7 protein-coding genes and 1 pseudogene are annotated in these 14,338 nt (G+C 72.0%); 7 read left to right on the forward strand and 1 reads right to left on the reverse strand.

The window, feature by feature from the left end:
• Window positions 1–112 precede the first annotated feature (112 nt).
• Window positions 113–1,261, forward strand: a complete 1,149-nt coding sequence (locus DEJ47_RS03280; protein ID WP_223828213.1) for a serine hydrolase domain-containing protein — start codon at window positions 113–115, stop codon at window positions 1,259–1,261.
• A gap of 36 nt (window positions 1,262–1,297) precedes the next feature.
• On the opposite strand, the gene DEJ47_RS03285 is transcribed toward DEJ47_RS03280, so the two are convergent.
• A complete protein-coding gene (locus DEJ47_RS03285; protein ID WP_150164745.1) occupies window positions 1,298–2,530 on the reverse strand; it encodes an ROK family protein in 1,233 nt (410 codons plus the stop codon).
• A gap of 188 nt (window positions 2,531–2,718) precedes the next feature.
• Here DEJ47_RS03285 and DEJ47_RS03290 point away from each other — a divergent pair, with 188 nt between their 5' ends.
• The 6 genes and pseudogenes from DEJ47_RS03290 (at window position 2,719) to DEJ47_RS03310 (ending at window position 14,338) form a co-directional block, all read left to right on the forward strand.
• Complete coding sequence (locus tag DEJ47_RS03290; RefSeq protein WP_190415248.1) at window positions 2,719–4,083, forward strand: MFS transporter; 1,365 nt, start codon at window positions 2,719–2,721, stop codon at window positions 4,081–4,083.
• A 776-nt stretch (window positions 4,084–4,859) separates the two neighbouring features.
• On the forward strand, window positions 4,860–8,891 hold the full coding sequence (locus DEJ47_RS03295) for an amino acid adenylation domain-containing protein (RefSeq protein ID WP_223828214.1): 4,032 nt from the start codon (window positions 4,860–4,862) through the stop codon (window positions 8,889–8,891).
• A gap of 13 nt (window positions 8,892–8,904) precedes the next feature.
• The gene (gene epsC, locus DEJ47_RS03300) at window positions 8,905–9,513 is read left to right on the forward strand and encodes a serine O-acetyltransferase EpsC (RefSeq protein ID WP_150164749.1); all 609 of its coding nucleotides are present in this window, start codon (window positions 8,905–8,907) and stop codon (window positions 9,511–9,513) included.
• A gap of 80 nt (window positions 9,514–9,593) precedes the next feature.
• A pseudogene (locus DEJ47_RS37305) lies at window positions 9,594–10,478 on the forward strand (ATP-grasp domain-containing protein); the annotation flags it as partial.
• A 96-nt stretch (window positions 10,479–10,574) separates the two neighbouring features.
• On the forward strand, window positions 10,575–11,810 hold the full coding sequence (locus tag DEJ47_RS36745; protein ID WP_223828669.1) for a pyridoxal-phosphate dependent enzyme: 1,236 nt from the start codon (window positions 10,575–10,577) through the stop codon (window positions 11,808–11,810).
• Window positions 11,807–14,338, forward strand: coding sequence for an ATP-grasp domain-containing protein (locus DEJ47_RS03310; RefSeq protein ID WP_150164753.1), 2,532 nt, complete (start codon window positions 11,807–11,809; stop codon window positions 14,336–14,338). The genes DEJ47_RS36745 and DEJ47_RS03310 overlap by 4 nt, the downstream gene beginning before the upstream one ends.

Here is a 14,338-nt window from a genome sequence, read left to right on the forward strand (position 1 = left end):
GACCTGCGCGTACGGAAACTCGCACACTGTCGAACAGCTCATCCGTCGAACGAGCGACACGGCATGAGTCAGCCTCGGCCTCGTATCTGTCGTCGCTGTCTTGGAGTCCCGTGTGAAGCGCCTCGGTTCCCTCGTGCTGTTGCTCGTGCTCGCAGCCTCGTCCGCCGGATGCTCGGATGTCCGCACCGCGGCCGGATCGGGGGGTGGTCACGGGAGGGAAGCGTCGGTCCCGTCGGAGCGGGTCGATCCCGCTGTCGACCGCTTCCTCGACGGAGCGCTGCCCGACGGCCCCGGCATCACCGTGGCCGCCGCCCGCGGCGACAGGCTCAAGCACTGCGCGGGGCGCGGTCTCGCCGACCACGCAAGGAGGACTCCCGCCACGTGCGACACCGTGTACGACGTCATGTCGATCACGAAGCAGTTCACCGCAGCCGCCGTCCTGAAGCTGGAGACGGCGGGCGAGTTGCGGGTCACCGACCGGATCGACCGGTACCTCGGACCGGTCCCCGAGGACAAGCGGGGCATCACCCTCCACCAGCTCCTCACTCACACGGCAGGGCTGCCCGAAGGGCTCGGCGACGACTACGAGCCGGTCTCACGCGCGGAGATGCTCGACGAAGCGATGAAGGCACGGCTGCGGTCGGTGCCGGGCGAGGAATTCCACTACTCGAACGTCGGCTACAGCCTGTTGGCCGCGGTCGTCGAGGAGGCCTCCGGGCAGAGTTACGAGCGTTTCCTCTCGGAGCGTCTGTTCCGCCCCGCCGGAATGACCCGCACCGGTTACGTGCTGCCCGACTGGGACCGCGCGCAGGTCGCCGTCGAGTACAACCGGCACGGGCGGGCGCAGGGACGGCCGATGGACCACCCGTGGGCTCCCGACGGACCGTACTGGAATCTGCACGGCAACGGCGGAATGCTCTCCACCGCCCGGGACATGTTCCGCTGGCACCGCGCCCTCACCGGAGACACCATCCTCTCCGAGGAGGCGAAACGGAAACTGTTCGCGCCGCGGGTGCGGGTGCCGGAGCTGGACGGCTCGTACGGCTACGGCTGGGTCGTCGTCGACTCCGACGACGGCCGGGTGGCCTGGCACGACGGCGGCAACGACTGGTCACTGGCGACGGCCGCGGAGTACCGGCGCGGGCGGGTCATGGTGTTCTGGGTGAGCAACCACGCCTACCGGAAAGGGAAGTGGAACCTGGAGGACGGCCAACTGGAGCTGTCCGGCGGGGTGGCCGAGCGGGTACGGCGGTCCGGTTGAGGGCGGCAGCGGCGTGGGAATCGCGCGGGCGCCGCTCTACCCCAACGCCCCCAGCGGATCGTCGAGGACCGGCTGCCAGGCCAACTCCGCCGCCCCCACCAGGCTGTTGTGGTCCAGCGTGCACGCCAGGATCGGTACGCCGCCGCTCTGTCCCCACAGGCTCCGGTCCGCGACGACCGCGCGCAGGCGGTCCGGGTCCGCCTCCAGCAGGGCGCGGTGCAGGCCGCCCAGGATGATGCGGTCGGGGTTGAGGATGTTGACCAGGCCCGCGAGCCCGAGGCCGAGCCGGTCGATGAGCGCCTCGGCGGCGGAGCGCACGGACGGGTCGCCATAGGCGTCGCGGAGCAGCCCCCGGGCCTGCACGAGCAGTCCCTCGGGGCCGGGCTCGCGGCCCGCCGCCGTCAGGAAGGCCAGAGGGTCCGTCTCGACGTCCAGGCAGCCCCGGCTGCCGCAGTAACAGGGGCGCCCCTCGGAGTTCACCGTGAGGTGACCCACCTCCAGGGCGAGGCCCGAACTCCCGGTGTGCAGGCGGCCGTCGAGGACGAGGGCGCCGCCCACGCCCCGGTGACCGGTCGCCACACAGAGGAGGTCCCGCGCGCCCCGGCCCGCGCCATGGCGGTGCTCGGCGATCGCCGCGAGGTTCACGTCGTTGCCCGCGAAGGCCGGCCCTTCGATGCCCGCCTCCCGTACGCACTGCGCGAAGATCTCGCTGACCGGCGCACCCGCGGGCCATGCCAGGTGCAGCGGGTTGAGCGCGGTGCCCTCCGGCTTGGCGACCGCGGACGGCACGGCGAGACCGGCGCCCACACACCGCCGCCCGGTCTCGCGCAGCAGTCGAGCGCCCGCGTCGACGACCGCCCCGAGGACCTGCGCGGGGTCGGCGTCGACGGTCTCACAACCCGGCGCCGTCGCCACGATGCCCCCGCCGAGCCCGACCAGCGCCGCCCTGAACCCGTCGGCGTGCACTTGCGCGGCGAGCGCGACAGGCCCCTCCTCCGCGACGGCGAGCCGGTGCGACGGCCTGCCCTGCGAACCCGCGGCCGCGCTCGGCTTCGCGTCGATCCGGATCAGCCCGAGCGCCTCGAGCTCGGCGGCGACCGCGCCCGCCGTGGCGCGGGTGACGCCCAGCTCCGCGGTGAGCACGGCACGGGTGGGGGCGCGCCCGGTGTGGACCAGTTCGAGCGCGGGGCCCAGCGCGCCGCGCCCTCGCTCCAGGCGGGTACGCGTGGTCACTTCCCCCTCGGCACGGGGGTCAGCCTTGCCGTTCATGAGGGCGAGTCTCCCATGATCCGTACACGGGCCCGCCGTTCGCTCGTCATCCGCACGTTCCTTCCCCGCACCGTCGCGTACGCCGCCGACACGCCGCGAATCCGTCCCCCGACCGGCCACGTCACCCTCGCGCACACCCCCACGCACTCGTCTTGTCCGCGCCCCGCGCGCACCCCTACTCTGACTTTGTGCCGCTACTAAACAAAATCGGGACCACAGCGCCGCGACCCTCCCCCACACCCCCCGGCCTCCGCCGCCTCCGCGTCATCCTCACGATCTTCTTCGCTCTGGACGGATTCATCTTCGCCGGATGGGTCGTCCGCATCCCCGCCATCAAGGACCGGACCGGCGCGTCGGCCGGCGACCTCGGGCTCGCGCTGCTCGGGGTCTCCGTCGGCGCCGTGATCACGATGACGCTGACCGGACGGCTCTGCCGCCGCTTCGGCACCCACCCCGTGACCGTCGCCTGCGGCGTGCTGCTCTCCCTCAGCGTCGCCCTGCCTCCCCTGACGCACTCGGCACCGGCTCTGGGCGCGGTGCTGCTGGTCTTCGGAGCGGCGTACGGAGGCATCAACGTCGCCTTCAACAGTGCCGCCGTCGACCTCGTGGCCGCGCTGCGCCGCCCGATCATGCCCAGCTTCCACGCGGCGTTCAGCCTCGGCGGCATGGCCGGCGCCGGGCTCGGCGGACTGATCGCGGGCTCCCTCTCCCCCACGCGCCACCTGCTCGGCCTCACCGTGATCGGCCTGCTCGTCACGGCCGTCGCCGGACGCGCCCTGCTGCGCATCGAGCCGCCCGCACCCGCGGAGGCCCGAGAGGCCCGAGACAGCCGGGACGGCCGAGACGCCCGAAACATCCGGGGCCCCCGGGACACCCGGGACAGCCGCGACAGCAGGCCGGGCACGAACAGCCCCCCAATCCCGGACAGCACCTGCACATCCACCCCCGACAGCACCTGCGCACCCGCCCCGAATGGCACCCGCACCCCTGACAGCACCCCCCGTCGCCCCGCCCCCCGCACCCGCCGCCTCGTCCTCGTCTTCGGTCTCATCGCGCTCTGCACCGCCTTCGGCGAGGGTGCGCTCGCCGACTGGGGCGCCCTGCACCTGGAACAAGACCTGGCCGCCCACCCGGGCGTCGCAGCCGCCAGCTACTCCTGCTTCGCCCTCGCCATGACCATCGGCCGACTCAGCGGGACCACGCTGCTCGAACGCCTCGGCCAGACCCCGATACTCGTCACCGGCGGCGCCACGGCCGCCGCCGGCATGCTGCTTGGCGCGCTCGCGCCGACGGTCTGGCTCGCGCTCCTCGGCTTCGCCGTCACCGGTCTCGGGCTCGCCAACATCTTCCCCGTCGCGATCGAGCGCGCGGGCGCGCTGGCCGGGCCCGACGGGGTCGCCACCGCCTCCACCCTCGGCTACGGCGGCATGCTCCTCGGCCCGCCCGCCATCGGCTTCATGGCCGAGTGGTTCACCCTGCCGATCGCCCTCACCAGCGTGGCCGTGCTCGCGGGTCTGGCCGCCGTGATCGGCTGCACGACGCGTCACCGGTAGAAAGCCGCACCTCCGAGCGTCCTGGGCACGGAGTGACCCGAGAGCACCGCGCCAGGCGCCACGTCAACCCTCATATCCGGCCATCCGGCCGACCCTTGCCGGAACGCGGCGTCTGTAAAGCGGACGTCCGTTTCACCAGCACGCGCACTCCCGCCTTTCGTCGCGCGGCGCAACCGGATGCCGATCGAGTGCCCACACCGCATGCAGTCCGGCCAATTCCTGAGCAATGCATCGAAATTACTGTTTTACAAGCGGTCCCGTCAGGAATTAAGGTGAGCGCTCAACTAGAGACGGCTTGCTGGTATCGGCAATTCAAGGTCGGACTTTTCTGATCCGCACCGCTTCGCCCGATCGCAAGCCGGTCAGGTCAAAACGGGGGAGAGTGTAAGGGCATGTACGTGAAATTCCTTGAAGCGACTCGGCACACCGGATCACGCTGCTGAGCCCTTCTGGGCCCTCACCGCTGGCGACCGCTCGTCCGCATGTCACACCCCGTACGCCTGACATGCGCGACACGCACCTCACGCACTTCGCGCACTTCACGCATTGCACGCGCGCCTCGGCACGTCTCGGCGCGTCTCACTCGTGACGAAACCCAGGCGTATCTGTACCGGTGACCTCGTTTCGTCGCGCCCTTTCCAATTTTTCTCATCCTGTTTGGCTGCTCTCGCGCCGCGCCGGTCTTCGACCGCGGGCCGATCTCTGCAATGACGCATTCCAAAATTCTATGGATTTCAGGTCAGAGAATGATGACGAACTTCACGGGGCCTCAGGAATTGTCCCTGCCATACATGCTGCGCGCGGCTGTTCTCGCCCAGCCCGACCGGACCGCCGTCTCCTGCGGCGCGGACAGACTGACTTTCCGGCAGCTCGGCGAGCGGAGCCAGAACCTGGCGGAACGCCTGCGGCACCTCGGCGTCGCGGCGGATGAACCCGTCGGCATCTTCCTGCCGCCCTCCGTCGACCTCATGGTGAGCGTCTGGGGCGTGCTCTGCGCGGGCGCCGCCTATCTGCCGCTGTCGCCCGAGTATCCGGACGAGCGCGTGCGCTACATGGTCGCGGACTCGCGGACCGCGGTCGTCCTGACGGACGCGTCCCTGTCCGACCGGCTGTCGGCCCTGACCCCACCGGAGACGCGGATCCTCACCGTGACCGGGGACGACAGTGCCACGGGAGCACATGTCCCCGGGCTCGTACGGGGCGACGACCTCGCGTACGTGATCTACACCTCCGGGAGCACGGGCCGTCCCAAGGGCATCGGCATCGAGCACCGCGGCATCGTCCACCAGATGCGCTGGCTGGCCGACGAGCAGGGGCTCGACCGGACGAAGACAGTGCTGCAGAAGACGCCGTTGAGTTTCGACGCGGCACAGTGGGAGATCCTCGCCCCGGCCTGCGGCGCGAGCGTGGTGATGAGCCGGCCGGGGGTCTATGCCGACCCCGGCGGGCTCCTCGACCTGGTCATGGCCAACGAGGTGACCACGCTCCAGGGCGTGCCGACGCTGCTGCGGGCGCTCGCCGACACGGGTCGGCTGGCCGACTGCACCTCGCTCACGCAGGTCTTCAGCGGTGGCGAGGCGCTCACCAGGAGTCTGGCGACCGAACTTCTCGACGCGCTGCCCGGCTGTGAACTGGTCAACCTGTACGGCCCGAGCGAGTGCACCATCAACGCCTCGTCGCACCGCGTGGACCGGCACGCCCTCCGGCACGGTCCGGAGCACTTGTCCATCGGACGGCCCGTGCGCGGCATGCGCTTCCACATCCTCGACACCGACCGGCGGCCGGTCCCGTCGGGCGAGTCCGGCGAACTGTACATAGCGGGGCCCCAGTTGGCCCGCGGCTACCTGAACAAGCCGGTGCTGACGGCGGACCGGTTCGTCTCCGGCGGCGGCGAGGCCCGCGCCACCCGCCTTTACCGCACCGGAGACCTGGCACGGTGGAACGCCGACGGCACGGTGCAGTTCCTCGGCCGCACCGACAGCCAGGTCAAGCTCCGCGGCTTCCGGGTCGAGCTGGACGAGATCAAGGTGTCCGTCGAGAAGCACGACTGGGTGAAGTCAGCCGCCGTACTGGTCCGTGACGATCCGCGGACCGGCGCCAACCTCGTCGCCTTCGTCGAACTCGACCCGGAGCGAGCCGCGTTGATGGACCAGGGCAATCACGGCTCCCACCACCGGTCCAAGCAGAGCAAACTGCAGCTCAAGGCGCAGCTCGGCAATCTGGGGGTCCGCGAGGACGAGGGGCTGCCCGCCGTCGCGTTACCGGGGCGGGCCGCGACGGCCCGGCAGCGCCGCACCGTGTTCGCCCGCAAGACGTACCGCTTCTACGAAGGCGGCCCCGTCACCCGCGACGACCTCCTGGCCCTGCTCGCCCGGCCCGCCGAACGGACCGCCGCACCCCGCGACCCGGCCACCCTCACCCGGCACGAACTGGGTGCCCTGCTCCGCCACTTCGGCCAGTTCCCCAGCGGCGAACGCCTTCTGCCCAAGTACGGGTACGCCTCCCCCGGCTCCCTCTACGCCACCCAGCTGTACCTGGAGCTGTCCGGCATCGCCGGCCTGGAGGCGGGCCACTACTACTACCACCCGGTAGACCACCGCCTCACGCTGATCGCGCCCACGCCCACACCCGCGCCCGGTACCGGCCGGTCGGCGTCCAGGATGCGGGTCCACTTCGTCGGGCGCCGCTCGGCCATCGAGCCGGTCTACCGGAACAACATCCGGGAGGTCCTCGGGTTCGAAGCGGGCCACATGGTCGGCCTGTTCGACCACGTCCTCCCCGAGTACGGCCTGCGCGTCACCGCCCGCGCGGACGAGCCCGGGGTCAAGGACGTGCTGCGCTGCCCGGACGAGGACCTCTACCTGGCCGCGTACGAGATCGGGACAGCCGCGGACCCGGCCGCGCCCCACCCGGTCGACCTGTACGTGCAGGCGCACCCCGGCCGGATCGCCGACCTCGCGGAGGGCCAGTACCGGTACCGCGACGGGGCTCTGGCGCGGGTCTCCGACGGACTGGTCCGCAAGCAGGACGTCATCGCCATCAACCAGGAGGTCTACACACGCGCCGCTTTCGGGGTCACCATGATCGGCCGGGCGGCAGAGCCCTGGCAGCGCTACACCGACCTCGGCCGTGAACTGCAACGCCTCCAGATGAACGACCTGGGCCTGGGCCTCATGTCCTCCGGCTACAGCTCGGAGACCGGCCATCCGCTGGCATCGGCCCGGCGCATCACGGCCCTCCTCGGCGCGAACCCGGGCGACACGGCGTCCTATTTCGCCGTGGGCGGCCGGATCAGCGAGGAGCAGCGGCTGAGTGAGGGCATGAAGGAGGACTCCGTCCACATGCGGGGTCCCGCCGAGATCCTCAAGGAGAACCTGGCCGAGACCCTGCCTCCGTACATGGTGCCCAACCGGGTCACCGTCCTCGACTCCTTCCCGCTCACCCCCAACGGCAAGATCGACCACCAGGCGCTGCGCGAGCTTGACCGGGCAGCGGTCGACGACGCCGACGCACCCGTCGTAGCGCCGCGCACGCCGACCGAGGAGGCGGTCGCCGCGCTGTGGCGCGAGGTGCTGCGCCAAGAGCGGGTCTCGATCCGGGACGACTTCTTCGCCGTCGGCGGCCATTCGCTGACCGCCGTCAACCTGGTCGGCCGGATCAACCGTGAGCTGGGCAGTTCCCTGCCGTTGCAGGTGCTGTTCGACGCGCCGACCATCGCGGGTCTCGCCCGGCTCGTCGACCGCACGCCGACCACCGCGCTGTCCCGGCTGGTGCGGCTCGGCGGCACGGACGACGGGCGGCCGGTCTTCTGCTGGCCCGGCCTCGGCGGCTACCCGATGAGCCTGCGGCTCCTGGCGGGACGGCTCGGCCTCACCCGGCCGTTCCTCGGCGTCCAGGCATACGGCATCAACCCGGGCGAGCGCGCGTACCCGACGTTCGAGGAGATGGTCGCCAAGGACATCGAACTGATCCGGCAGGCGCAGCCGAAGGGCCCGTACACGCTGTGGGGATACTCCTTCGGGGCCCGCGTCGCCTTCGCGGTGGCCCGGCGGCTGGAGCAGGCCGGTGAGCGCGTCGACGAGGTGATCCTCCTGGCGCCGGGCAAACCCCCCGTGGAGGTGCGGGACGGCGCACCCGGTGAGGCGACGGTCGACTTCACCGACCCCGCCTTCGTGGCGATCCTCTACTCCGTCTTCGCGGGGACCGTCCAGCGGTCCGCGATCGCCGAATGCCTCGCGTCGACGCACGACGAGGAGTCCTTCATCGCGTGCCTCTGCGACCGGTTCGAGCATCTGGACCGCGAGCTGGTGCGCAGGATCGTCGGCGTGGTCCGGCTGACGTTCCTGTTCGAGTACGGCCCCGAGGACATGGCGGGGCAACGGCTCGCGGCGCCGGTCACGGTGTTCCGGGCCGCGGGCGACCAGGACTCCTTCATCGATCACGGCCATGGCCCCGCGCTGTCGGCCAGGCCTCCCCGGGTCAACCGGCTGCAGGCCGACCACTACGCACTGCTGCGCGCGCACGGAGTGGACGAACTCGTCACCGCCCTGCGCGGCGCGCGCCTCACCCGAAAGGTCATCCCGGTGCCCCACGTCAACATCAAGCACTTCCCGGACAACCTCGAAGAGGCCAAGATCTCAGCGCTCGTGGACGCGATCACGAGCGCGGTCAGGACCGCCTTCTCCGTCGACGAGGGGGTGGTGTCCATCGCCCTGGAGCCCGTGGCCCAGGACGTGTGGAACGAGCGGGTCTACATCCCGGAGATCGTCGAAGATCCCGGCCACCTCGTCCAGAGTCCGGACTACTGAGGGGGCTGGTCCCATGCGCAGGACACTCACCAGGGCGCGCGAGGACCTCTCCATGATCGTGGAGCGGGACCCGTCGATCCACACCCGCGCGCAGGCACTGCTGCATCCCGCCCTGCCGGCCCTGTGGGCCCACCGGGCGGCGCACCTCCTCCACACCCGCGGCCGACGCCGACTCGCCCGGACCATCGCCTATGTCGCGCGGGCAGCGACCGGCGGCGTCGAGATCCATCCGGGCGCGCGGCTCGGCCGGCGCGTGTTCATCGACCACGGGGCCGCCGTCGTCATCGGGGAGACCGCCGAGATCGGCGACGACGTCACGATCTTCCACCAGGTCACCCTGGGCGCGGTCGGCTGGTGGCGGGACGGGCGGCGCGCGCCGGGTGCCCGGCGCCACCCCGTCGTCGGCGACCGGGTGGTGCTCGGCACCAACGCGATCGTCCTCGGCCCTGTCACCGTCGGCGACGACGCGCTGATTGGTGCGGGGGCGCTGGTCCTGGGCGATGTGCCGCCCCGGGCCCGCGTGGCGGCCCCCGTGGCCGCGGTCACCGTACCGCTGTCGCCCGCGGAACGCGCCGAGTCGGAGCAGCTGCTCCGCACCCTGGCCACCACCGGGTGCTGGTGACGGCCCGTGCACCCGGAACTCATCCATCCAGCACCGTACTTGACCCCGGCCATGAGCCGGTCTGCCGACGGAGGCACAGAATGATCCATGTCGGAGTCCTGGAGAGCAATCTCTCCGGTTCCGGTTTCGAGGGCCTGCAGATCATCAAGGAACTCGACTGCCGCGTCACCTTCTTCACCCGCGACCTGGAGCGCTACCTCGCGGTCCCGGGCGGGCCCGCCTACTTCGAGCGTTACGTCGACGACGTCGTCCGGTGCGAGACGAACGTCTTCGAGGAGCTCCTGCCGCACGTGCACGCCGCCGGGGCCGAGCAGCCCTTCGACGCGTTCCTGACCCTGGCCGAGTACGACGTGGTCGTGGCCGCCGAGGTGGCCGCCCACCTCGGTCTGCCCACCGTCGGCGTCGACGGTGTCGCCACCGCACGCAACAAGGCGCTGATGCGCCGCCGCTGCGCCGAACTCGGCGTGCCCATACCGGAGTTCCGCGCCGTACGGACGCCGGGCGAGGCGGCGGTGGCCGCCGTGGAGGTCGGCCTGCCCTGTGTGGTCAAGCCGGCCGACGAGACGAGCAGCGCGGACGTCCGCCTCGTCGACACGGCGGAGGAGGCCGCCGAACACGTCGCCCTGATCCGGTCCCGCGCGGAGAACACGCGCGGCCAGGCCCGCCACGACGAGTTGCTGGTCGAGGAGTACATGAGCGGTCCCGAGGTCAGCGTGGAGGTGCTCGCCGACGGCGACCGGTACGAGGTGTTCGGCGTGACCGACAAGTCCGTCGTCGGCCTCGGCCACTTCGTCGAGCTGGCGCACACCTTCCCCTCCCGACTGCCCGAGCCGCTCGTGCGCGCCTGCGGCGACCTGGCCGTGCAGGCGCTGCGGGCGGTCGGCTTCGACCTGGGCATGGCGCACGTCGAGGTGAAACTGACCGCGTCCGGGCCCAAGCTCGTCGAGATCAACCCGCGGCCCGCCGGCGGAAAGATCACGTATCTGGTCGACCGGGCCCTGGGCGTCAAGTCCCTGGAGCTGGTCGCCCGGCAGTACCTCGGTCAGCCGCTGCCCGACCCGGTGCTGCCGCGGCATCCGTCCGGGGGCGCCGCGATCCGCTATCTGACGGCGCGGCCCGGCCGGGTGGTGTCGGTCGCCGGCCGGGAGCGCGCCGCCGCGCTGCCGGGCGTCGAGGAGGTCGTCATCAAGCCCCGACCGGGCTCTGTGGTGCGGGAGTTACGACGCAACGGCGACCGGTCCGGTCATGTGCTCGCGGTGGCGGAGACGGCCGAGCTGGCGGCGCGCACGGCGGAGGCGGCCGTCCAGGAGATCGGGATCCGTACCGAGCCGGTCGCCCGGCGTCCGGTCGCGGACTCCCTCGTCGACCTCGTCGGCGGCACGCCGCTGCTGCGGCTGCCGTTGGACCGGATCGTGGACGGCGCCCCCGCGGACGCCGAGGTGCTCGCGAAGCTGGAGCTGTTCAACCCCTGGTCCAGCAGCAAGGACAGGGCGGCCCTCGCCATGTTGCGGGGCGCCGAGAAGCGGGGGCTGCTCGTGCCGGGCTCCGGCACCGTGATCGAGGCGACGTCCGGCAACACCGGTATCTCGCTGGCCGCCCTGGCCGCGGACCGCGGTTACCGGTGCGTCATCGTGCTGCCGGACAACGCGACCCCGGAACGGGTGGCGATGCTGCGGTCGCTCGGCGCCGAAGTGGTACGGACCCCGCACTCCGGCGGCTATCGCGCGGCGGTCGACCTGGCCGAGGAGCTCCATCGGCGCACGCCCGGCTCCTGGTTCTGCCGCCAGCACGACAACCCGGACAACACGCGGGCGCACTACGAGACCACGGGCCCCGAGATCTGGAGCGACGTCGGCGGACGCGTCGACGTGTTCGTCTGCGGAGTGGGAACCGGCGGTACGCTCAGCGGCGCGGGGCGCTATCTCCGCGAGAGTCACCCCGCTGTGCGGATCGTGGCGGTGGAGCCCGCGGGCTCGCCGCTGCTGTCCGGCGGTGAGCCCGGCGCGCACGGCATCCCGGGCTTCAACGGCGGCTTCATCGCGCCGACCACGCAGCAGAGCCTCATCGACGAGGTGATCACGGTGTCCGACGCGGACGCCCTGGACACCACCCGGCGACTCGCACGGCACGCCGGCCTGATGACCGGTGTCTCGGGCGGCGCGGTCGTCCACGCGTGCGGCGTGCTCGCCGCCCGGCCCGAGTACCGGGGCCGACGCATCGTGACACTGCTGCCGGACACCGGTGAGCGGTATCTCGGCGTGCTCGCCCACGAGAAGACCCCGGGCGGTGTCCGATGACCGCTCCCCCGCCCCTGACGGACTGGGACACCGGTGAGCGGCCGCGGCTGCTGATGGTCATGCCCTACCGGCAGCTCGTGCGCAAGGCGCGGGCCGAAGGGTTCTGGGTCGGCGCCGTCTGGGATCCGCGCCTGCAGACACCCGGCTACCTCGACGACGTGCGCGCCGCCGCGGACCTGTTCGTGACCGTGGACTTCGCGGACCCGGAGCTGCTGCGGCGCACCCTGCGCGACGTGGCCACGGAACACCGCGCGTCGGCGATCCTCCACCTCGGCAGGGAGGAGACGATGGTGACGGCCCACGAGGTGGCCGAGGAACTGCGAGCCGAGGTCAACCCGACGGCGGCGATCCGCTTCCTCTCCGACAAGCACGCGATGCGTGAGCTGCTCGCGCGGCGTGAACTGTCCCCCGTGGTGTACGAGTCGGCGCCTTCCCGCCGCGAGGTTCCATCCGCGGTGGAGCGGGTCGGTCTTCCGGCGGTCGTCAAACCGGTCGCGCTCGCGGGCAGCCGAGGCGTGTTCCTGTGGCGGGAGCCGCGGGACCTGGCGGCCTGGACGGCGCTCGTGGACACGTACGGCTATGAGGGCCCTTTCCTGGTCGAGGAGTATCTGCGCGGTCCGGAGTACAGCGTGGAGACGCTGAGCCAGGACGGCGTGCACCAGGTCGTCGGCATCACGGAGAAGGTGCTCGGGCCGCCACCGCTGTTCGTGGAGGTGGGGCACGTCCATCCGGCGCCGCTGCCTCCGGAGCGCGCGCAAGCCGTCGAGGAGCTCGCGGTCCGCTTCCTGACCGTGTGCGGGTACCGGTTCGGGCCCGCGCACACCGAGGTGATCTGGACCGAGCGGGGGCCGCGCGTCGTCGAGTCGCAGGCCCGGCTCGGCGGCGACCGCATCCCGCGGCTCATCGAGCTGGCCGGTGGTCTCGACGTCGAGCGGGCGATCTTCGCGGGTCTGGCGAGGGCACCGGCCGAGGTGCCGGAGCCGACGGCGACGGCGGCGGTGCGGTTCTTCACCTTCCCGCCGGGGCGCGTCGACGCGATCCGCGGCCTGCAGCGACTCCAACGCCAGTCGTACGTGGATGAGTTGACGCTGCGGCTGCGTCCCGGCGACACCGTCGACGAGGTGCGTGACTCCAAGGCCCGCCAAGGGCACGTCATCGTCTCGGGCGCCACGCCCGAGCAGGCCCGCAGCCGCCTCGCGGAGGCGCTCGCCACCCTTGAGGTCGTCGTCGACGGGACGCCGGTACGCGCGGACGGCCGGGCCGTGAAGTCACCGGCCGCGCCGGGTGCCGACGCACAGGTCGTGTTCGTCGGCTACAACGCGGCCTACCTGCGTGCCATCGACGGGAGTGTTCCCGACGGGTCGGTCGTGGTCCTCGAAGAGCCCGACATCATCCGCAAGCGGGACCTGCGGGACGCGGCGGCGCGCTTCGGCTGCCTCGACCGGATCGTGCCCGCGCACTACCAGCAGTCCGCCGGGGCCCTGGACCTGGCGGCCGACCTGGAGGCCGCGCGCCCGGTGGCGGCCGTCGTGCCGGGTCTGGAGTACGCGGTGCCCGCGGCGGCCGCGCTCGCCGAGAAGCTGGGGCTGCCCGGCGCGACCGAACCCGCCGCGCGGGCGCTGCGGGACAAGGTCCGGCTGCGCGAGGTGTGCGACGCGGGCGGCGTCCGCGGCCCGCGCTGGCGCGAGGTGCACGGGCCCGAGGACATCCTCGCCTTCGCGGGCGGAGGGCCCGTGGTGGTCAAGCCGGCCAACCGGCAGGCCAGCGTCGGCGTGCAGCTCCTCGACTCCGTCGACGCGGCCACCGCCGCGGCGGCGTGGGAACGCACGTCGTCCGCGGCCGAGTACGAGCAGGTCCCCGACCGGCACCTGGCGTGGCGTTTCCTCGCCGAAGAGCGCCTGCGCGGGCCCGAGTACAGCGTCGAGGCACTGGTACGCCAGGGCGAGATCATCTTCCACAACGTCACCGCCAAGACGGTGATCCCGGGACCGTACCCGGTGGAGCTCGGCCATCTGCTGCCCGCTCCGCTCGACCGGGACACCCGGGCGGCCTTCGAGGAGGCCATGCGGTTGCTCGTCGCCGCGACCGGCTACCGCACCGGCATCCTGCACGCCGAGTGGATCCTCACCGCGTCCGGACCGGCGCTGGTGGAGTGCGCGGGACGCTGTCCCGGCGACTACCTGATCGACCTGAACGACCTGGCGTACGGCACGCGGATCAGGCTGGCCCTCATCGACCTGCTGGCGGGCCGTCCGGTCACTCTCCCCCGTACCGCGCAACGCACCTCCGCCATCCGGTTCCTGGCCGCCGACCCCGGCACCGTCACGGCGGTCGAAGGGGCGGACGCGGCACGGGCACTGCCCGGCGTACGGACGGTGGAGATCGACGTCGAGCCGGGTCAGGAGGTGCGGCCCTGGGCGTCCTCGTGGGACCGCGCCGGACACGTGATCGCGACGGGACCCGACGCGGACAGCGCGCGCCGAAGCGTCCTCGACGCGGACGCGGCCATCCACATCACCACGGAGTGA

The organism is Streptomyces venezuelae, assembly GCF_008642355.1.
GTDB lineage: Bacteria > Actinomycetota > Actinomycetes > Streptomycetales > Streptomycetaceae > Streptomyces > Streptomyces venezuelae_B.

What these genes read in the sequence shown, in the direction of transcription:
- DEJ47_RS03285 (WP_150164745.1), bottom strand. Translation starts at nt 2,530, where the DNA reads ATGAACGGCAAGGCTGACCCCCGTGCCGAGGGGGAAGTGACCACGCGT.
- epsC (WP_150164749.1), top strand. Translation starts at nt 8,905, where the DNA reads ATGCGCAGGACACTCACCAGGGCGCGCGAGGACCTCTCCATGATCGTG.
- DEJ47_RS03310 (WP_150164753.1), top strand. Translation starts at nt 11,807, where the DNA reads ATGACCGCTCCCCCGCCCCTGACGGACTGGGACACCGGTGAGCGGCCG.